This is a genomic window from Paenibacillus oralis, from assembly GCF_003863965.1.
Lineage (GTDB): Bacteria > Bacillota > Bacilli > Paenibacillales > Paenibacillaceae > Fontibacillus > Fontibacillus oralis.
This window is the reverse complement of record NZ_RRCN01000001.1, coordinates 4,974,576-4,994,169: the sequence shown is the minus strand read 5'-3', so window position 1 is coordinate 4,994,169 and position 19,594 is coordinate 4,974,576. Positions and strand designations below refer to the sequence as shown.

At 53.7% G+C, this 19,594-nt stretch carries 19 protein-coding genes, 1 tRNA gene and 1 pseudogene; 3 read left to right on the top strand and 18 right to left on the bottom strand.

Annotated elements, in window-relative coordinates; genetic code table 11:
* Positions 1 to 7 precede the first annotated feature (7 nt).
* Complete coding sequence (locus tag EHV15_RS22265; RefSeq protein ID WP_128633140.1) at positions 8 to 1,597, top strand: YifB family Mg chelatase-like AAA ATPase; 1,590 nt, start codon at positions 8 to 10, stop codon at positions 1,595 to 1,597.
* 142 nt (positions 1,598 to 1,739) lie between these two features.
* Here EHV15_RS22265 and EHV15_RS22260 read toward each other — a convergent pair whose 3' ends face one another.
* The 6 genes and pseudogenes from EHV15_RS22260 to EHV15_RS38400 form a co-directional block, all read right to left on the bottom strand.
* Positions 1,740 to 2,108, bottom strand: coding sequence for a YraN family protein (locus EHV15_RS22260; RefSeq protein WP_128633139.1), 369 nt, complete (start codon positions 2,106 to 2,108; stop codon positions 1,740 to 1,742).
* A 16-nt stretch (positions 2,109 to 2,124) separates the two neighbouring features.
* Entirely contained in the window at positions 2,125 to 2,424 is a 300-nt protein-coding gene (locus EHV15_RS22255) for an EscU/YscU/HrcU family type III secretion system export apparatus switch protein (protein WP_128633138.1), read from the bottom strand.
* Positions 2,421 to 4,511, bottom strand: a complete 2,091-nt coding sequence (locus tag EHV15_RS22250) for a flagellar hook-length control protein FliK (RefSeq protein WP_128633137.1) — start codon at positions 4,509 to 4,511, stop codon at positions 2,421 to 2,423. The genes EHV15_RS22255 and EHV15_RS22250 overlap by 4 nt, the downstream gene beginning before the upstream one ends.
* Before the next feature lie 110 nt (positions 4,512 to 4,621).
* Entirely contained in the window at positions 4,622 to 5,239 is a 618-nt protein-coding gene (locus tag EHV15_RS22245) for a ribonuclease HII (RefSeq protein ID WP_128633136.1), read from the bottom strand.
* Positions 5,240 to 5,396: 157 nt separating this feature from the next.
* Complete coding sequence (locus EHV15_RS22240) at positions 5,397 to 6,752, bottom strand: amidohydrolase family protein (protein WP_246061738.1); 1,356 nt, start codon at positions 6,750 to 6,752, stop codon at positions 5,397 to 5,399.
* Between the two features lie 232 nt (positions 6,753 to 6,984).
* A pseudogene (locus EHV15_RS38400) lies at positions 6,985 to 7,181 on the bottom strand (IS4 family transposase); the annotation flags it as partial.
* A gap of 263 nt (positions 7,182 to 7,444) precedes the next feature.
* On the opposite strand from EHV15_RS38400, the gene EHV15_RS22230 reads away from it, so the two are divergent.
* Positions 7,445 to 8,347 (top strand): transposase, encoded by a 903-nt coding sequence (locus EHV15_RS22230; RefSeq protein WP_128633134.1) that lies wholly within the window; start codon positions 7,445 to 7,447, stop codon positions 8,345 to 8,347.
* A 793-nt stretch (positions 8,348 to 9,140) separates the two neighbouring features.
* Here the strand turns inward: EHV15_RS22230 and ylqF are convergent.
* The 4 genes from ylqF to EHV15_RS22210 all read right to left on the bottom strand — a co-directional run bounded on the left by ylqF (position 9,141) and on the right by EHV15_RS22210 (position 12,402).
* Positions 9,141 to 10,007 carry a ribosome biogenesis GTPase YlqF gene (ylqF, locus tag EHV15_RS22225; RefSeq protein ID WP_128633133.1) on the bottom strand — a complete coding sequence of 289 codons (867 nt, stop codon included), beginning with the start codon at positions 10,005 to 10,007 and terminating at the stop codon, positions 9,141 to 9,143.
* 46 nt (positions 10,008 to 10,053) lie between these two features.
* Positions 10,054 to 10,596 (bottom strand): signal peptidase I, encoded by a 543-nt coding sequence (gene lepB / locus EHV15_RS22220; protein ID WP_128635476.1) that lies wholly within the window; start codon positions 10,594 to 10,596, stop codon positions 10,054 to 10,056.
* Between the two features lie 231 nt (positions 10,597 to 10,827).
* Entirely contained in the window at positions 10,828 to 11,172 is a 345-nt protein-coding gene (rplS, locus tag EHV15_RS22215) for a 50S ribosomal protein L19 (protein ID WP_036622198.1), read from the bottom strand.
* 1,156 nt (positions 11,173 to 12,328) lie between these two features.
* Positions 12,329 to 12,402, bottom strand: a tRNA-Pro gene (locus EHV15_RS22210).
* Between the two features lie 274 nt (positions 12,403 to 12,676).
* Between EHV15_RS22210 and EHV15_RS22205 the strand changes: the two genes are divergently transcribed.
* The gene (locus tag EHV15_RS22205) at positions 12,677 to 13,588 is read left to right on the top strand and encodes a polysaccharide deacetylase family protein (protein ID WP_128633132.1); all 912 of its coding nucleotides are present in this window, start codon (positions 12,677 to 12,679) and stop codon (positions 13,586 to 13,588) included.
* Here EHV15_RS22205 and trmD read toward each other — a convergent pair.
* The 8 genes from trmD to ftsY form a co-directional block, all read right to left on the bottom strand.
* The gene (gene trmD / locus EHV15_RS22200) at positions 13,578 to 14,348 is read right to left on the bottom strand and encodes a tRNA (guanosine(37)-N1)-methyltransferase TrmD (protein WP_128633131.1); all 771 of its coding nucleotides are present in this window, start codon (positions 14,346 to 14,348) and stop codon (positions 13,578 to 13,580) included. The two genes, EHV15_RS22205 and trmD, sit on opposite strands and share 11 nt — an antisense overlap.
* Before the next feature lies 1 nt (position 14,349).
* Positions 14,350 to 14,868: a ribosome maturation factor RimM gene (gene rimM, locus EHV15_RS22195; RefSeq protein ID WP_128633130.1), complete on the bottom strand. Its 519-nt coding sequence runs from the start codon at positions 14,866 to 14,868 to the stop codon at positions 14,350 to 14,352.
* A gap of 192 nt (positions 14,869 to 15,060) precedes the next feature.
* Positions 15,061 to 15,291: a KH domain-containing protein gene (locus tag EHV15_RS22190; protein WP_128633129.1), complete on the bottom strand. Its 231-nt coding sequence runs from the start codon at positions 15,289 to 15,291 to the stop codon at positions 15,061 to 15,063.
* A 22-nt stretch (positions 15,292 to 15,313) separates the two neighbouring features.
* Positions 15,314 to 15,586 carry a 30S ribosomal protein S16 gene (gene rpsP, locus EHV15_RS22185; protein ID WP_009222977.1) on the bottom strand — a complete coding sequence of 91 codons (273 nt, stop codon included), beginning with the start codon at positions 15,584 to 15,586 and terminating at the stop codon, positions 15,314 to 15,316.
* 37 nt (positions 15,587 to 15,623) lie between these two features.
* The gene (gene ffh / locus EHV15_RS22180) at positions 15,624 to 17,000 is read right to left on the bottom strand and encodes a signal recognition particle protein (protein WP_128633128.1); all 1,377 of its coding nucleotides are present in this window, start codon (positions 16,998 to 17,000) and stop codon (positions 15,624 to 15,626) included.
* A 45-nt stretch (positions 17,001 to 17,045) separates the two neighbouring features.
* Complete coding sequence (locus tag EHV15_RS22175; RefSeq protein ID WP_128633127.1) at positions 17,046 to 17,399, bottom strand: putative DNA-binding protein; 354 nt, start codon at positions 17,397 to 17,399, stop codon at positions 17,046 to 17,048.
* 209 nt (positions 17,400 to 17,608) lie between these two features.
* Entirely contained in the window at positions 17,609 to 18,256 is a 648-nt protein-coding gene (gene trhA, locus EHV15_RS22170) for a PAQR family membrane homeostasis protein TrhA (RefSeq protein WP_128633126.1), read from the bottom strand.
* Between the two features lie 101 nt (positions 18,257 to 18,357).
* Positions 18,358 to 19,353: a signal recognition particle-docking protein FtsY gene (gene ftsY, locus EHV15_RS22165; RefSeq protein ID WP_128633125.1), complete on the bottom strand. Its 996-nt coding sequence runs from the start codon at positions 19,351 to 19,353 to the stop codon at positions 18,358 to 18,360.
* Positions 19,354 to 19,594 lie beyond the last annotated feature (241 nt).

Below are 19,594 nucleotides of genomic sequence, written 5' to 3'. Positions count from 1 at the left end.
TTTTGTTATGTACGGAAAATTGTACAGTGCTTGTTTATACGGAATCGACGGTATGATGATCGAAGTGGAGGTGGATTTGTCCAGCGGCATCCCTCAAACCAACATCGTTGGTCTGCCGGATTCCGCGGTCCGCGAGGCGGTGGAACGGGTTCGGGCGGCGGTCAAAAATTGCGGCTTTACGTTTCCGCTGCAGCGGGTGACGATTAACTTGGCGCCTGCCGACCTGCGCAAGGAGGGTGCCGCCTTCGATCTGGCGATCGCGCTTGCGCTACTTACGGCCAGCGGGCAAATCGCCCTGCCGCCGGAGGAAAAGCTGCTGATTATCGGCGAGCTCTCGCTCGACGGTACGCTGCGCCCCGTTCCCGGCGTGCTGTCGATGGTTGACCGCGCGCGCCGGGAAGGATTCAACTCCGTGCTGCTGCCTCGGGAAAATGCCGCCGAGGCGCTCTTTCTGAAGGGAATCCGGGTATATGGGCTCCGTCATTTAAACGAACTTTTTCCCGAAGGGAAAGAAGGAGAAGCAGGGCCAGAGGATGCAAAAAAGGCGCCGCTGCGGTCAACGTCCCTGGGACACCTGGAAGTAGGCCCGCTGCCATCAACCGCTGACGCGTTATATGAAGCGCCGGAAAATTACAGCGACGTGCTCGGCCAACGCCACATCAAACGGGCGCTTACGATCGCCGCCGCCGGCTTTCACAACATCGTCCTGATCGGCCCGCCCGGAACCGGCAAAACGATGCTCATCCGCAGGCTGCCTTCCATTTTGCCGCCGCTTTCCCCGGAGGAAGCGCTCGAAGTCACCAAAGTTTACAGCGCCGCCGGCAAACTAAGCGATACGGAGCAGGGGTTGATCACACGGCGCCCGTTTCGCTCCCCGCATCATACGATCTCGGCGGGCGGCCTCATCGGCGGCGGCTCCATTCCGAAACCTGGCGAAGTGAGCCTGGCTCACCACGGGGTTTTATTTCTCGACGAATTGCCGGAGTTCTCCCGGAATGTGCTGGAAGTGCTGCGCCAACCGCTGGAGGAACGGCAGGTGACCATCAGCCGCTCCCGCGCCTCGTTTACGTTTCCCGCCCATTTTTTGCTGGCGGGTTCGTTAAATCCGTGTCCCTGCGGCTACTTAGGGGCGGAGTCTCCGCTTCCCCGCTGTACCTGCACCCCCTGGCGCGTCGCCCAATACCGTGAGCGGATATCCGGCCCGCTGCTGGACCGTATCGACATGCACATCGAAGTGCCGCAGCCAAACGGCTGGCTGGAAGACCAGCAGCCGCTCAGTTCGGAAGCGATGCGCAAGCAGGTCCTTAAGGCCAAGCAGCTCCAAATGGATCGTTATAAAAATTGCGAAATTTCCCGCAATAGCGAATTATCCGGCAGTCTGCTGCGGCGGTTCGCCCCGCTGGCTCCCGAAGCCGGAAAGCTGCTGCAGTCCTCCTTTGAGGCACTCGGCCTCAGCATGCGGGCTTACGACCGCATTATCAAGCTGGCGCGGACGATTGCCGACCTCGAGGGCCAACAAGCCATTCAGGCGGAGCATATCGCGGAAGCGATCCAATACCGCCAGTTGGACCGGAGGCCGCTGGATGTGAGAGGGTGACGGCTGGCTGCCCCTGCCTCTCATCCCCTCACCTCTCATTGGAAAAAAATCCAATAGATTGGCGGAAATCGCGCGCAATTGGGAGTCCTGAGCTTTTGCGTGAAATTTGGAAAGTATCTGGGCTCACTTTTTGAACAACCTCTTAAAAAGCGTTTTTGATATGTTCCACTGCTGGCTTTTCTCCAAGGCCATACGTGACGGCGATGACGTCGAAGCGGACATTGGCCAGGGTTTGGCCGGTTTGGTGGAGGTACACGGCGGCCGTGTCGCGGACCTGCTTGATTTTGCGGGGCGTGATCGACTCGGCCGGCGTGCCGAAAGCCGCAGCCCGATGGCTGCGGCTGCGCACCTCCACAATCACGATCGTGTTCCCGTCTTTGGCGACCAGATCCAGCTCGCCGGAACGGCAACGCCAGTTTCGCTTCAAGATGGCATAGCCAAGAGCGGTCAAATAATCGCTTGCGGCTTGTTCCGCCTCGCGGCCCCGCGCTTTTCGATCATCCCCGCCCATGGGGCTCAACTCCCGGTTATTCAAGGAACATCCTTCTTTCCGCCATTTTGTCGGACCGGTATATAAAGGTAAGAATTTCCGCCACCAGATCGTATAATTCCGCAGGGATCTGCTGGTCCAAATCGAGCTTGGAAAGCACCTCGACGAGCGCCGCATCCTCCTGCACGGGAATGCCGTGCTCCTTCGCCGTCTCCAAAATGCGCTCCGCCAGCAGTCCGCTTCCTTTGGCGGCGACGACCGGAGCCTCGCCCTGCCCGGGATCGTACTTTAGGGCTACCGCTTTTTTAAACGCACGGTTCTTCGGCTGTTCGCTCATACGCGGTAATCCACCCCCTTATACGGGCTTGGGGCGTAAGACAGCGGCAGGCTAAAGTCGGTTGCGCCGCCTTCTTCGCTCTCCGCCGGAATCAGCGGCTCCGACTTCATGGACAGCAACCGGTAACCGACATTTGACAAGGCTTCGCTGATTTCCTCCTGCCGGGATTCTAGAAATGTGCCGGTCGCTTCCTGCTCGCTGAATATTTTCAGCAGCACCTTTTTGTCGGCGACCTGCACGTCGACCATAATTTGGCCCAGCGTCTTCATCTGCAGGTCAAACCACAGCCGGCAGTTGGCCGGGTCCAGCTCGCCTTTGCGCCCGCGGCGCGATTCGATATGGACCGAGGCGGTTTGCTTGCCGTCCGGTCCGAAAAAGGGCAGGAACATAGTTACCTGCGCAAACGGCGCCGTGCGGTCGGTATTGAGCAGCAGCTGCTGGCCGGTCAGCTGCTGCACCAGTTGCCGGGCCGCTTCCTGGAGTGGCGCGGGCAAATCGTCGGCGACCGCCATCTGCAGCAGCAAGCCTTTGAGCGTGTCTTGCGCGGCTCCGCTGGTGGCATTGGGGGCGGTTGAAACGTTGACGGATGCGTTGACGCCGCCCAAGGCGGAGCTGCGCATGGCAGCCGCCTCCTCGGCGTTTGCCGGTGCCGGCGCCGTTCCGCCTGCCGCGCGGGCGTCCGCCTGCGCGGCGCGGCTTTCCACAGGCGACGCGGCGCTGCCTGTGGCTCCGCCCGGCGCGGCCGCCGCAGGCCCGCTGCCGGGCGCCTGGCCGCCGGGGTGCTCCGCGCCCCCGGCGGGCTTAGCCGAAGCGCCCGCCGCAGGCGGCGCTTCTTGCGCTTGCGCCGGCTGCGCCGCCGCTGCGCTAGGCGCGGCCGCGCGCACCTGCTGCTCGTGCTCCGCACCGAGCAGCTTCAGCACGCGCCCCACCCACGGCTCCGCCGCGGGGGTGGGACGCGTGCCTGCCGGCGAAGGGCCAGCGGCCCCTTCGCCCTGCGCCTGCGGCGCTGCCGCCGCGCCTCCGGCGGCGGCACCGCTCCCTCCCAGCGTTCCCGCGCTGGGAGCAGCCCCGCCGGCGCCCGTCCCTCGCCCGGGCGCCGTTTCGGCCATGCCCTCCTGCAGCATGGCCACATCCAGCTCCGCCAGCACCGCCTGCAGCTTCGCCACCAAAGCGCCGCCGGACAGGCTGGCCGAGCCGCTGCCACCCGGATTGCCCGGCTGCGGGGTCTGCCCCATCGCAGCATCGGCAAGTGCTCCCCGCATCGCCATCTGAACGAGCCCGGCCGCTTGATTCGGCTGGGCGGAAGCTCCCGCCGCTCCAGTACCAACTGCCGCAGCGCCCGCAGAGGCCGCTCCCGAGCCGGATGGTGCCGCATCCGGCATTGCGGCGGCGCTTGTCCCGGCTTGAGCCTGCTGCCCTTGCACTACCGCTCCTCCGGCGCTTCTGCCGCTTGCGCCTGATCCGGCCGTCCCGTCCGGTTTTCCTGCCGATTGACTAAGGAAGTTTGCAAGCTGCTCGTCCAGCGAAGACAATAACGCGTGCAGCGGCGGTCCAAACACCGCCTGATGCAGTCCCGCCACCGTCTCCCCGGTCAGCGGCAGCCCCCGGCTAAAAGCGATGCCGGCAGCCTGAATCCACTCCGACAGCGGCACACCGCCCGGCTTTTGCCCGGACACCTGCAAAATCTGCGATACGTTCTCCTTCGTCAACGGCAAACCGCTTTTCTGCATCAACTGCAGCAGCTCGCGGTTCGTCGCCGTATCCTCCAGTCCCAAAGATTGCAGCGCTTTGGCCAGGGAAGCCGCCGACAGCTCGGCGCCCGGGAGGGAACTCATCGGTCTCAGCACCGCCAATCCGTTTTTGGATTCCGGCTGAACCTGCAGCAAAGTCGTTTCCCCCGGGCGCATGGGCGTTTCCAGCGCAGCGTGCAGCTTGACGCCCTGTACCTGAATGACGGCTTCCTGACCGTTTTCGGATACGGACAACACCGTTCCGCGGACCACCTGCCCTGTTTTCAATTCCAGAGTTTTGGGTTCCCCCGCCTGGGCATTTCCCATCATACTGCGCAGCAGCGGTCCGATATTCATGAAACTCCCCCCTTGCTTCAAAAGTTATATTGAAAAACCCGCCATCGCTTCGGCGGGTTGCTTAAAATGCGAGTTCAAAAAGTCAGGTTTTCAGCTTTTTGAACAACCTCTTAAAACAACGTTTGCTCCTCGGCAAATAATTTGCCCAAGAAGCTTTTCCGATGCATCGGCGTTGGCCCGAGAGCCTGAAGCTGCTCACGATGCAGCTTGGTTGCATACCCTTTATGTACCGCGATGCCGTATTCGGGATAACGCGCATCCCACTCGCCCTGGCACAGGCGGTCCCGCGTCACTTTGGCGATAATGGAGGCCGCCGCGATCGACTGGCTTGTCGCGTCCCCTTTAATGACCGCCAGCTGCGGAATGCCGACATCCACTTTTTCGGCATCCACCAGTAAAAAATCCGGAGCTACGTCAAGTTGTTCCACCGCACGCTTCATCGCCAACCGGCTGGCCTGCTTGATATTGATCCGGTCGATCGTCGCCGTATCGGCATACCCGATTCCGACCGCAATCGCCTTTTCCATAATGAGATCGTACAGCTTCTCCCGCTTTTTTGGGCTTAATTTTTTCGAATCATCCACGTCCTCAAGCAGTAAATCCTGGGGCAGAATAACCGCCGCAGCCACTACGTCACCAAACAGACACCCCCGGCCGACCTCGTCGATTCCGGCTATGTAACGGTGCGAGGACCAATACTCTTTTTCATAGACTAACAGATCGTCCATAGTGCCTCCTTCACGATTTAACCCTGTTCTAAGCTTAAGGGGTCACGGAAGTTTTATCAAGCGTTTGGTCCTCGCCTGCGGATGATAAATCTTTTATCGGTTAAAACGGTTAAAAAGTATAGAGTCCTTTTCATTTTTAGAGCTTGTTCAATCGCTTTTAGAATTCCTCCTTTGCGCCGGCAGATGAGGCCAAGAGATGTTCTCTGCTTTCATCGGCAAGTTTGCGCACGTGGTTCAAGTCGACGTTGAGAAGCCTCCCGTGCCGTTTCAGCGGACGACCGGCCACAAAAACGGAGTCCACGTTGCCCGGGTTGGCAAATTGTACGACGGCGCCTACCGGATCGGATACGGGAAACATGTTCAAATCTGTCGTCCGAATCAAAATAAGGTCGGCTTCTTTCCCCGGAGCCAAGATACCGATTTTATGGTCCAATCTTATGGCCCTGGCTCCTGCCGAGGTAGCAAAATGCAGCACTTGCCCGGCCTGCAAATTCAATTCTCCTGGCATATTTTTCGAGTCCAGAATATCTTGGTTCACTCTTGCCCGCTCCGCCTGCAGCGCGAATTTCATTTGCGTGAACATGTCCCCTCCGGTTGAGGTCACGACATCCACGCCAAGCGCGGGGGTACCGCCATTCTCAAGGAAGTGCCCGGTGGCGGGATAGCCGTGCCCCATCATCATTTCCACTTCCGGCGTAACGGATAGCGAGGCCCCCGCATCCGCCAGCAGCTTGTATTCGTCAAAGCCCATCGTGTTGGCGTGCACCATATTCAAATCCGGACCGAGCAAGCCGGCTTTATAAAGCTTCTCAACAGAGCGGTCGTCCGCTCCCCAGTTGCCGAACCCAATATGCATGGAGCATAGCGCATTCAGTTCCCGAGCAAGCCCGATTTCTCGAACCGTTGCCTCCCAACTGCTAAACTCAGGACCTCTAATCGCCAGCCCCATCGTCAACAATTGATCATCGGAAGCAAAGTATTCCCTTTTGACGCGGTACACATCGTCCGGGAAGGTCTTTTGGCTGTCACGGCTCCAATATTCGGTTTCACCGGAGACACCATAGGCGAATACGGCGCGAATACCGGAATCCCGTAAGCCGCGTATCAGTTCGTCAGCATGATCGGGCGAATAAATCATCGTCCAGTCCAAAACGGTCGTCACCCCTGCGTTAAGCGCTTCCAATGCTCCCAGCAAGTTGGCGGCATAACTGTCCGCGGGCCGCAGTCTGCTGCCAATTCCGCCATAATAAATGTTTTGCAGATAAACCGGCAGCGACCAGTCCGCGCCGACAGTCCGCAATAAAGACTCCCAGACATGACGATGGGTGTCCACGAATCCCGGCATAACAATCATGTCCGTGGCATCAATGACCTCACTATCCGATACGTCAAGGTCGGCTTGAATCGTTACGATCAATGAATCCTCGATCAAAATGTCGGCTTTCCGGAGGGTACCTAAAGAACTGTCCATCGTCAACACGCAACCGTTCTTGATTAAGCGACGCGTACTCAATCTTCCCATCTCCTTTGGCTTTAATTGGATGTACAAGCTGATGTTTTTGGTAAAATATACCACCCCTTATGTCAATTATAGATAATTTATAATTATAACTCAACTTTCGCAGCAAAAAATCGGCAGACAAGTCTTGATTTAGCTGGGTAAAGCAGCAATCCGTTGCCGGAGTTGACGCTGAATCAGAGGCGGACCGTGTCTTCCCGGCTTTTTGGGCTGCTTCGTCGTTTAAGAGCATATGAGATCCCTTGTAAAACGTACCGGTGGCATGATCTCTAAATCGGGCAAGCAACTCGACCGCTTTGCTGCGATTCCGCTTAAACATGGAAGCATGGAAGCATCAACGATGAAGAGGGCGTCACGATCCGCCGAGGTCAGCGCATCTCCCTTTTGCACCGTAGCCGTTTCGAGCAGTGTCACAAATCGACGGCAGGTGAGGTGCTGTCTAAAGGGTTCATGTCTTGGTGACTTGGTGTCTTGATGTCTTAGTGTCCCTGCCTGCAGCCTTTGCACGATTATCCCTTTCGTTAAGGGAGCAGGGGTTGGGGCTTGAGCAAGGGTTCAAAAAAAGTGAGAAGAAAAAAATGAGACGATTCAGGTGAAATGTTCGGCTTGAAAAGAGAACGTACGTTTGGTATAATGAAATAAATGGAACATGAGTTCGTAAATTTTTGATTCGGGGGCGAGCGAACATGGACATCAATGCGGGAACGGAACTTCAACCATTCACCAGCCGTTTTAACAGCGAGCAGGCCTGCATGGAGGCGCTGATCGCGATGAAGTGGCCAAGCGGCTTCGTCTGCCCGCGCTGCGCTCACACTCAGTGCAGCCGTCTGACTTCCCGGCATATCCCCTTGTTCGAGTGCGGAAAGTGCAAGCATCAAACGTCGGCTTTGGTCGGCACGATTTTTGAAGGAACGCATTTGCCCCTGCTCAAGTGGTTCAAGGCGCTGGAGTTGTTCTTGCTTGAGGACGGCATCTCGGCGATGCGGCTGAGCAAGGTGATCCGGGTCACCTACAAAACCGCCTGGTTGATGCTGCACAAAATACGCCATGCCGTGGGAGAGTTCGATGCCCGAGAGTTGCTCCGCGGAGACGTGAAGGTGAACAGCGATCTGTACGGGCGTAATCCGTCCCGGCTTCAGTTTTCGCATCCGTATGCCTCGGCGGTCGTAGCGGGATGCACGGTCACGGAGTCGGACGAGCCGGAGCAGGTCAAAATCCGGCTGGTACCGCATAAGAGAGGAGATGGACAAAGGGCAAACCGTCACGAACTCGCCGCGTTCATCAACAAGCATGTGGATGTCCGTACATCGGCGGTACAGTCGTTCCCTCTAGCCTATCGGCTGTATGCGCCCTTGCGGAAAGTGGTGAGAGAGGCGTGGGAATCGCTGAAGAGTACGTATATAGCCTTGGGATTGAAGCATCTGCAGGCGTACCTAAACGAGTACACCGTACGCCGCTCGCTGCGCCGGCCCGGAGCGGAAGAAACCATGCGGCAGAAGTTACTGCGCATGTGTGTGGCGATTCCGGCGATCCCTTACCGCCGGCTGATTGCACGCCAACCGAACCAGCCCCTTGCGGCTGCGGCCTGATCGAGACGTTGGAACGGTGGGAGTTTGACGCAGATCAACTTAATGGGTAGGGGTTAGCTTAATGCGGATCAACTTGATTGGTGTGAGTTAGCATGAACGGTGTGGGCGTTGCTGCAAATGGAAGGGTTCAGGCTACAGCAAAATCACGGTCTTTTCGTTTCCCTCACGTCTTGTCCTTGATCTCCTGTCTTGATCTCCTGTCTTGCTCTCTTGTCTTGATCTCTAGTCCGGTCTGTTTCACCTCCCCTAAACCTGATTCCTTCTCCTTAGCCCGTCTAAATTATTTCGAACCTATCTGCTTCTCCACCAAATATTTTCTTCTCCCGAGCTTGTCTGTTTCTCTGCTACCTGATCAAACGGGATAATCGTGCAAAGCGTCCGGACAGTGAGTGTTGATCTGCCGCCCAACAACCCACCGGTCTTCCCTGTCCTCAAGCTTCCAACGCCCTTCTGCGTCTCTTGCCATGATCGGTTTTCGGCTTGACTGGCAAGCAAGGATTATAAGGTTGAGCCAGAAAACAATACGTTAAATGGTCTATAACAATGAAAGACACCTCTTCTGTCTGAAAGTAGAAGCTCGTCACTCTCGCTTTACCATTCGAAGCGGTGTTTTTCTATTTTGCCAGCCGCCTATCTTAATTCTTTGAATACCTTCAGTTCAAGGACTCAAGCTGATTTTCGCTCTGCGAAAGTTGAGTTATAAGTAAACTAAAAAGCGCAAGCCCCGAACCAAATGTCCGGGACTTGCGCTTATTACGTTTCTTCCGCCGCAATATGTCCTTACCGCTCGGGTTTATACGTTCGGATCCTCCAGCGAATATCGGCCCATTTTTCCAGCCCGCAGCTCGCGAAGCAGGATTTTTGAAGCTTTTTCAAGGTCGACCCGGCCGCCGCTTTGCAAACAGCCACGTTTCCGGCCAACCGCTTCCATAATGGCGACGATTTCATCCGGGTCTTCATAATCGCCGGGAGGCTGCTCAAGCTCGAATCTGGCTTTGAACGGCTCCCAGTAATATCTGACCAAATATTTTACCGCGAAAAAAGCGATATCCTCGGCATTCAAAATCTCTTCCCGGATCGCCCCCGTTACGGCAAGGCGGTAACCGACGTTTTGATCCTCGAATTTGGGCCATAAAATCCCCGGCGTGTCCAGCAGCTCCATTTCGGTGCCGACTTTGATCCACTGCTGCCCTTTGGTGACGCCCGGACGGTCTCCGGTCGCCGCGATGCTCTTCCCGGCTAGCCGGTTGATAAGCGTCGACTTGCCGACGTTGGGAATGCCGACAATCAGGGCCCGCACTGCACGCGGATTGATGCCTTTGGCCAGCTGTTTTTCAATTTTGTCCTTGAGCAGCTCTTTGGCCAGCTGCGGAATCTCCTTGATTCCTCGGCCGCTGGAAGCATCCGCCTCAACGGCGGTATGCCCCTCCTGCTTAAAAAACGCGATCCACTGCTTAGTCACCGCGGGATCGGCCAAATCCGCTTTATTTAAAACGATCAGCCGCGGTTTTCCCTGCAGAATCTCGTCGATCATCGGGTTCCGGCTCGATAAGGGAAGACGGGCGTCGAGCAGTTCGATCACCACGTCGATCAGCTTCAGCTTCTCCTGAATTTGCCGGCGGGCCCTGGTCATATGCCCGGGAAACCATTGTATTGTCATGTTTCTTCACCTCAAGCTTCCGAGTATGGCCCTCTAGCCGCGGATTTTAATGTTTAATGAAATGGAGCTCCTGAAGCGGCCAGAACACCAGATCTGCCCTCCCTACGATGTCGCCAAATGGCACATAACCGATGCTCCGGCTGTCCGTGCTGTTGGAACGGTTATCGCCAAGCACAAAAACATATCCTTCAGGCACGGTTCCATCGGAAACCCGCTCATTCGGAAAGTCCGCTTCCGTATTATAAAGCTCATTGTTTTTATGTTTCGCATTCACGGCTTCTTTGATGTACGTCTCATCCACAACCTGACCGTTGACCGTGATGGTATCACCTTCGACCTTCACCGTGTCCCCGGGAACGCCGATCACCCGTTTGATGAAGTCGCGCCCTTCGGTCGGGACATGGAACACGATGACTTCCCCGTGCTTCGGCTGACGGATATCGTAAATGATTTTGTTTACAATAATTCTTTCGCCCGTATGAAAATTAGGTTGCATCGACGGGCCATCCACAATAAACGGTGCAAAGAAAAGCCAACGAATCACAAGAACGAGCACGACGGCGATCACGATCGCCTTAAGCCACTCCATGGCCTCGCTCGATTGTTTTTTGCCCGAAGTAGGGGCAGAAGCCGTTTCCTGCGGGCTTGAATCGTGATCATTCAGTTGCCCTGGCACTTCCCGATCGTCCGGATGGTTTGGTTGCTCATGCTTCTCCAAGGATCGCGACCTCACTTTGTATTGGAATATGTAAACGGAAATTCCTCCGTTAAAAACAGCAAAAGGGCTTGAATGGATACAAGCCCCCTGTTCGTTAAAAAATTAACGACGCACTTCTTTAATTCTCGCTGCTTTACCGCGCAATGCACGAAGATAGTACAACTTCGCACGACGCACTTTACCACGGCGAGCCACTTCGATTTTATCGATTTTCGGGGAATGAAGCGGGAAAGTTCTTTCCACGCCTACACCGTTGGAAATTTTACGAACCGTAAAAGTTTCGCTGATTCCGCCGCCGCGACGCTTGATAACAACACCTTCGAACAATTGGACACGTTCACGAGATCCCTCGATAACCTTAACGAACACTTTCAAAGTGTCACCAGGACGAAAGCTCGGAATATCTTTGCGAAGTTGTTCTTGCGTAATCGCTTGTACGATATTCATCTATGACTCCCTCCTTCCACTCAGGTGTTCATGCCTCTTCCGGAGAACCCCATGTTCTCCATCATCATCCGCAGCGGACCACCGAATTCACAACAAGGAGAATTTTATCATAATTCCATAGGCATAGCAAGGAAAATCTAATTTTCGGCGCATGCCCGGACGCGACCGCTAACTTTTCATTTCACTAATTAAAGTTATAAGGGGTTAGTATGAAGTGTAAAGTGTTCATGAATTTTTAAGGATAATGTTCAATGTAAATATAAACAGCCGATGAAGGATTTATTCATTTTCAGTAAACTTTTTATCCAAATCCGCTATTTCAAGTTTTAAGCGTTCTAGGCTTATCATTTAATCAACTCTTTTATATAGAAATCTTTATAAAAAAAGACCCTCTGAAGGGTCAATCAAATAGAATTATTTAATTTTTGAAAAATCAACTTCATATGTTACTGATAATTCTTTGCCAGCATACATATAAACAAATTCTGCATTTTTACTGCAATCAATCTTATCTAAATCAAAACTTGCTGTCATGTAATTAATGTAAGCAGGTGATTCCGGCCAATACCTGCTATGATCCGCCAAATCACTTTTCGAGAGATTAACTTTTAGTATTGTCCCTAATACTGATTAATAATTTGATCACTTCAGAAAACCCCATAAATAAAAGCCCGCTTATCGATGTGGAAATAATTATTCCAATGCCATATAACCATCTTAATGGATGAGGATCAGAAAAATAAGAACTTGAATCCGGGTCTTTCAATAAGGTGATTACAAATACTCCCACTAGTAAACCTAATCCTATAAAAGCAATTCCAACATAATGTAATGCTGAACCTATTGAACTGGAAGTTGAACTATCATCAGATTTATACAGAATTAGTAAAAAATGCAGTTAGTGCTCAAGAGGAACTATTAGTTGAAACGAATTAGAACATTCGATTTTTCCTTTTTGCCTTTATCTAATCGGTTAGTTGGCGGGCCAATTACCACCCCCGTTGGCAGTTCTCGAAATCAAACAAAAAAGAACCCCCCTTTAACAGATGTCAATCTGTTGGGTGTAGTCCATTTTTGCAAAACCGTTTCTGCTATTGACCGCATTCTATTTTGTTCATCAGAAAGCAGTGAAAACCCCTGATATTATTAGTTTAAATCGGAGTAGCGGGATTCGAACCCACGGCCTCACCCACCCCAAGGGTGCGCGCTACCTGACTGCGCCATACCCCGATGATACTAAGCATTGTATCAACGTTTCCTTACGTTGGTTCAACACTTGTCAATAGCGACATATGTTATTATACGCTATAGACGAGTACCCTTGCAAGAGTTAGACGCGCATAACTGCGCAAAATTTTCCCAATAAAATAACGCATAAACGTGCGTTAACCACCGATCAACTCCATTTCAATCCAAATTACGAACAAATCGTAACCCATTTTTTTCAAGACTATATAAAATAGATATGTTAGACAATTAGAGAGGATAGGAGTTTTATCAAGGAATGAGAAAAAGAATCTCGCAGTATGCATTATTCTCGCTGGCCATTCTGGTGCTGATCTATGCGGTGGCGGTGACCCATCCGAACACCGTATTATCACGTAAGGCTTGCACCTCATGGGGCATGGTCAAAAATACGATGTTCGCTTGGACCCATAAAAAGCATGAAGTAAACCCTAAGCTGCCCGAAGGCTTTACCGTCGCACCCGGTACTGCCGAGCAAGTTCCCGTACTTATGTATCATTACATCACGCCGAAGAAATACAATAAGTATCCGGGCAACGAATCCGTCATCAATTTGGAGGCCTTCGAGCAAGATATCGATTATCTACATGACCAGGGGTACTATACGGCTTCGCTAAGCGAACTGGAACAATACGTCAGGGGGCAGATCTCCCTCCCGGCCAAAAGCGTCGTCATTACGTTTGATGATGGATATCAAAACAACTATATATACGCCTACCCGATCCTCAAAAAATACGGATATAAGGCAGCCATTTTTGTGATTGGCAGTAAATTGGAAGAGCAGACTCAAGCCTTTGATCCCGCAAAAAAAACGTATTTATCGAAGGAAGAAATGGAGTCTGCGGGCGATGTGTTCGAGTTTCACAGCCATACTTACGATCTGCATCGCAAAGGCTTTGAGAAATGCGGGGTAATGAAAGCTGCGGGACAAGACCCCTCGTTAGTGGAAAAGGATATTGCCATGATGAAAGAAAAAGTGGTCGACTCTCCTTACTTCGCCTACCCATTTGGAGAGAAGACCCGGCAAATGATTTACTATCTCCAGGAAAACGGTTACCGAATGGCCTTCACCGTCCACCAGGGCTTCGTAAAACCCGGGGATCGGTTGATGACCCTGAATAGATTAACGGTCACATCGGACACAGACATGGAGAAATTGCTCAATCCTTAATTTCCGGAGGATGAGTTTTCATTTGCTCCAGCCATTTCAAATCCTGAGGCGACAGTTCCAGCTTCTCAAGCAGGTCCGGGCGGCGCAAAAGGGTGCGCCGAAGCGCTTCTTTTCGCCGCCAGTCCTCAATATTGGCATGATGTCCGCTAAGCAGAATGTCGGGCACCTTCCACCCGCGAAAATCGGCCGGGCGCGTGTAATGCGGATATTCCAGCAGTCCGGTGCTGAACGAATCCGTCACCGCGCTCGTCTCGTTGCCCAAGACGCCGGGAAGCAAGCGCGTCACGCTGTCGATCACGACCATCGACGGCAGTTCCCCGCCGGTCAGTACATAATCGCCGATGGATATTTCATCGGTTACGAGCTGTTCGCGAATCCGTTCATCATATCCTTCGTAGTGGCCGCAAATAAAGATCAAATGTTCCTCGGCGGCAAGCTCCTCAGCCTTCTTCTGCGTAAAAGTTTCGCCTTGGGGACACATCAAAATAACCCGCGGTGAGCGGGTCTTCCCCTCGGCATCACCATGTTTTCCTTCCCGTACAGCTTCCACCGCAGCGAAGATCGGTTCCGGCTTCAGCACCATCCCGCCTCCGCCGCCGTACGGCGTATCGTCTACGGTCCCATGCTTATTCCCCGAATACTCCCGGAAGTTGATCGCATTTAGCGTAACGATCCCTTTTTCCTGCGCTTTGCCGAGGATGCTGCTGGCGAACACGCCTGCGAACATTTCCGGAAAAAGCGTCAGCACATCCACACGCATCCTATAACAGCCCTTCCATCAGGTGAACTTTAATCAGCTTGTCCTGCACATTGACGTCCAGCACGACGTCGTCGATGACAGGCAGCAGCAGCTGTTTGCCGGACGGCAGCTTGGCGACCCACACATCGTTTGCTCCCGGGCGCAAAATCTCCTCGATCACGCCGAGGTCCTCGCCTTCGTCGCTGATGACACGGCAGCCGATGATTTCGTGGAAATAGTACTCGTTTTCCGGCAATTCCACCGTTTCCGCTTTCGTCACCTTTAGATCCCGGCCCTTAAATTTTTCAACCTCATTAATATCTGAAAATTCGCTGAATTTCACGATGTACGTCTGTTTGTACGGTCTCGACGCTTGCACGGTGACCGCCAGTTGTTCCCCGCTTTCCGGGTGAACGATCAGCAGACGGCTATTCGGCGCAAACCGCACGTCCGGGAAATCCGTTTTCAGCAGCACCTTCAGCTCCCCGCGGATCCCGTGCGTATTTACGATTTTGCCGACCGTCAACAAAGAATTCGACATAACAACCTCCCAATATCCTGAACCGGCTGCCGCTCGTAACCAGGGGAAACGATCAGCCGTTTTAACAAAGTCACGCTTCAAATTCAATCGGTAGCATTTGAGCAAAAATTCATGTCCTTTATTCTTCAGCATGTACGAAAGCGGGTTAGGACAAACATCCTAACCCGCTTTCGTACATCTTTAAGAGGTTGTTTAAGACATAATGTCCACGGTAACCCGCTTATCCATCTTGACCGCTGCCGATGTCACGACCGTGCGGAGCGCTTTGGCGATTCTTCCCTGCTTGCCAATCACTTTCCCCACATCGTCGGGATGCACGGACAGTTCATACACAATCAGGTGATCCTTCTCCACAACCTCCACACGAACATCGTCCGGATGGTCAACAAGAGCCTTCGCGATAACGCTGACTAATTGTTCCACTTACGACCCTCCGAATCAGCAATTATTTCTGCTGTCTGAGCTCATGAAACTTCTTCATTACGCCTGCTTTGCTCAGCAGATTGCGAACGGTATCGGACGCTTGCGCGCCGTCTTGGAGCCATTTGAGCGCCTTCTCTTCGTCGATGTTCACTACTGCCGGCTCTGCAACCGGGTTGTAGTAACCGATCTCCTCGATAAAACGGCCGTCACGCGGGGAACGGGAATTCGATACCACGATGCGGTAAAATGGAGCTTTATGAGCACCAATACGTTTCAAACGAATACGAACTGCCACGAAATTCACCTCCTTCAAAAAATCAATGATCCGCCGATTAACGGAACGGAAAACGCATGCCTTTTCCGGCTTTGCTCAGTTGCTTCATCATTTTGTTGCCTTTGCCTTTCGGCCCCATCATATCGGAGAACTGCTTCATCATCCGGCGCATCTCGTCAAACTGCTTGATCAAGCGGTTGACGTCGGCCAGCGTCGTCCCGCTTCCGGCGGCGATCCGCTTGCGACGGCTGTGATTGATCATTTCCGGATTTTGCTTCTCCGCTTTGGTCATCGAATGAACGATGGCTTCCACCCGGCCCATTTGCTTCTCGTCGACCTTGATGTCCTTCATCTGTTTCATTTTACCCATGCCCGGAATCATGTCCATAAGCTGATCCAACGGACCCAGCTTCTTCACCTGATCCATCTGCTCCAGGAAATCGTCGAACGTAAATTCCGCGTTGCGCATTTTCCGTTCCATTTCCTTCGCTTTTTCGGCATCGATGTTCGCCTGGGCTTTCTCGATCAGCGACAACATGTCGCCCATGCCCAAAATCCGGGACGCCATTCGCTCGGGATGAAACGGCTCAAGGGCATCGATCTTCTCGCCAAGCGCGGCGAATTTGATCGGGCAGCCGGTTACCGCTTTAACCGACAGCGCCGCGCCGCCCCGGGTATCGCCGTCCAGCTTCGTCAGCACGACCCCTGTCAAAGTGAGCTGCTGGTTAAAGCTTTCCGCGACGTTGACGGCATCCTGACCGGTCATCGCATCGACGACCAGCAGCACTTCGTCCGGCTTCGTCACCTCATGGATTTGCCGCAGCTCTTCCATCAGTTCCTCATCGATGTGCAGCCGGCCCGCGGTATCGATCAGCAAATAATCGTTGCCGTTGTCTTTCGCGTGCTGCAGCGCCTGACGGGCGATCTCCACCGGACTGTTGCCTTCCGGCAGCGTAAACACCGGCACCTTGATCTGCTCGCCCAGCACCTGCAGCTGCTTGATCGCGGCCGGACGATATATGTCTCCGGCCACCAGGAGCGGCCGGTGGTTTTCCTTCAGCAGCAGCTTCGCCAGCTTGGCCGATGTCGTCGTCTTCCCGGCACCCTGCAAGCCCGCCATCATAACGACGGTCGGAGGACGGTTGCTTTTGGCTAGCCTAGCCTGACTGCCGCCCATCAGCTCGGTTAATTCCTTGTTGACGATGTCGATGATGACCATCCCCGGCGTGAAGCTGTCCATCACTTCCTTGCCGACGGCCTTCTCCTTCACTTTGGCGATGAATTCCTTGACGACTTTAAAGTTGACGTCCGCCTCCAGCAGGGCCAGCCGGACCTCGCGCATCGCTTCGTTGACGTCGTCTTCCGAAACCTTGCCCTTGCCCCGCAGCTTGCTGAACACGCTCTGCAGCCGGCTCGTCAATCCTTCGAATGCCATATTGCCGTCACCTCCATTCGCTAAAATTTGTTTCTTAACGCCATATTACAATTGCTCCGCCTGGCGAAGCAAATTTCTCGCTTCTTCTTTATCGGGCGCCGACATCGCGCTGCCTTCCACCAGCTTCTCCAGGCGGGACAATACGCCGCTGCGCGCCTCATGCTTCTTAAGCAGCCCAAGCTTCTCTTCATACGTTTCCAGCATGCCTTCGGCCCGTTTGATGTGCTCGAACACCGCTTGGCGGCTGATTTCAAACTCTGCGGCGATTTCGCCAAGCGAAAAATCGTCCAGAAAATAATATCGTAAAAAAGTCTGCTGCTTTTCCGTCAGCAGCGCTTCGTAAAAATCAAACAAAAGGTTGATCCGATTCGTTTTCTCAAGTCTATTCTCCTGACTCATTTGGGCACTCCCTCCGTCAAGGAAAAACACTTTACAGCGCATCAACTTTTCCTATGATACCTCAGTGCCGAATAAGATGTCAAGTATTTTCCCTTAACATGTTGAAAAGCCCAATATGCTGCCGCTTGTACAGCAAAAACACCCCACAACCGCCAAAAAAGCCGCCTCGCGAACAGGGCGCAAAGCGGCGGCTGTTAAAGATGTGAAATTCAGTGATGGGGAAGCAAATACAGCAGGATCGCAAAAAAATGAGTAACGCTGCCGCCCAGCACAAACAGGTGCCAAATCGCGTGATGGTACGGAAACCCCCGCCAGACGTAAAACACAGTGCCAAGCGTGTACAAAACGCCGCCCGTAACGAGCAAAACGATGCCCTGAGACGCGACAGCCGCCGTTAACGGCCCCCACGCAATCACGATCAGCCAGCCCATGATAACGTAAAATACCGTCGACAAAAACAGGAACCTTTTCACGAAAAAAGCTTTAAACACGACGCCGAGCAGCGCGATCCCCCATACCGTCCCGAACAGGCTCCACCCGAGCGGACCGCGGAGTGCCACCAGCAAAAACGGAGTATACGTCCCGGCAATGAAGATGTAAATGGAGGAATGGTCCAAGAACTCGAACACATCCTTCGCTTTGCCTGCTTTAAAGCTGTGCACCAGCGTCGAGCACAGGTAAAGCAGCAGCATGCTGGCCCCATAGATCGTAAAGCTCACGACATGCCAGGCCGTCCCTTTTATGCTGGAAAACACGATCAGCAGCACCAGGGCAGCCACGCTCAAGAGCGCCCCGATCCCGTGCGTTACGGCGTTGGCAATTTCCTCCCTGCGGTCAAAAGTATGCGTACTCGCCATCCCTGTCGCCTCCTTATTTTTGCCTTGCTAAAAAATTTGGGCGTCTACCCATTTTACGCCATCGAACTTTATGTGGTGCATGACCTTCATCCACTTTGGAATCAGGCTTCCGCCGAAGCCTCTTCGTCGTTGATCAGCCCGGCGAATAGGCCGTGTACGAACTGCTCGGAGTCGAACTTCTGCAGGTCGCCGATTTTCTCGCCGAGGCCGACGAATTTTACCGGCAGGCTCAGCTCCTGGCGAATCGCGATGACGATCCCGCCCTTGGCCGTTCCGTCCAGCTTGGTGAGCACAAGCCCGGTGACGCCGCTTTTTTCACCAAACAGCTTGGCCTGGTTCAGGGCGTTTTGGCCGGTCGTCGCATCCAGCACCATCAGCACCTCATGCGGGGCGCCGGGAATTTCCCGCTGGATAACGCGGTAAATTTTGTTCAGCTCTTCCATCAGGTTGGACTTGTTTTGCAGCCGGCCCGCCGTATCGCAGAGCAAAATGTCCGCTCCCCGCTGCTTGGCCGCCTGCACCGCGTCAAACATGACCGCCGCCGGATCGGACCCGGCCTGCTGCTTGATCACATCGACGCCAACCCGCTGGCCCCAAACCTCAAGCTGTTCGATCGCCCCGGCCCGGAACGTATCGCCCGCCGCCAGAATTACTTTTTTGCCCTGCTGCTTGTAGTAATGCGCCAGCTTGCCGATCGTCGTCGTTTTGCCGACGCCGTTGACGCCGACGAACAAAATAACGCTGATCCCGTCTTGGCTCAGATGTATTTCGTTGTCCTCATCGCCGCGCAATAGCTCGGTCAGCTTCTCCGACAGCAGCGGCTGCAGCTCCGCCGGGTCTTCGATCCGGCGCTGCTTGACTTCATTGCGCAGATCGTCGATCAGCGTAAGCACCGTATTCACGCCCACGTCGGCGCCGATCAAAATTTCCTCCAGTTCCTCGAAAAATTCTTCATCTATTTTTTTGCGGCGGGTAACCAGTTCCGCGACTTTCTCGACAAAGCCTTTGCGGCTTTTTTCCAGGCCGTCCCTGAACTGTTTCGTTACCGATTCCGTTTTTGCGGCGATGCTTTCTCGCAGTTTCTTAAAGAAACTCATACAAGCTTTATCCTCCTTTGATTCATCCGGGTATGTATATGTAGCGATCCTATCATAACTTAAAGGAAAAAAAGGGCGTTATTAAAATTCATTCGGACGTTGCCCGCAACATAGCGGAAAAATATGGCGCTATCTCAGGAAAACCTACGCAAAATCCGCTTTATTCACGCTTGTCTCCAAAAATAGCGCCATGGATTACCGTTAATTATGAAAAGACGCTCGGTTGCCCTGAAATAACGCC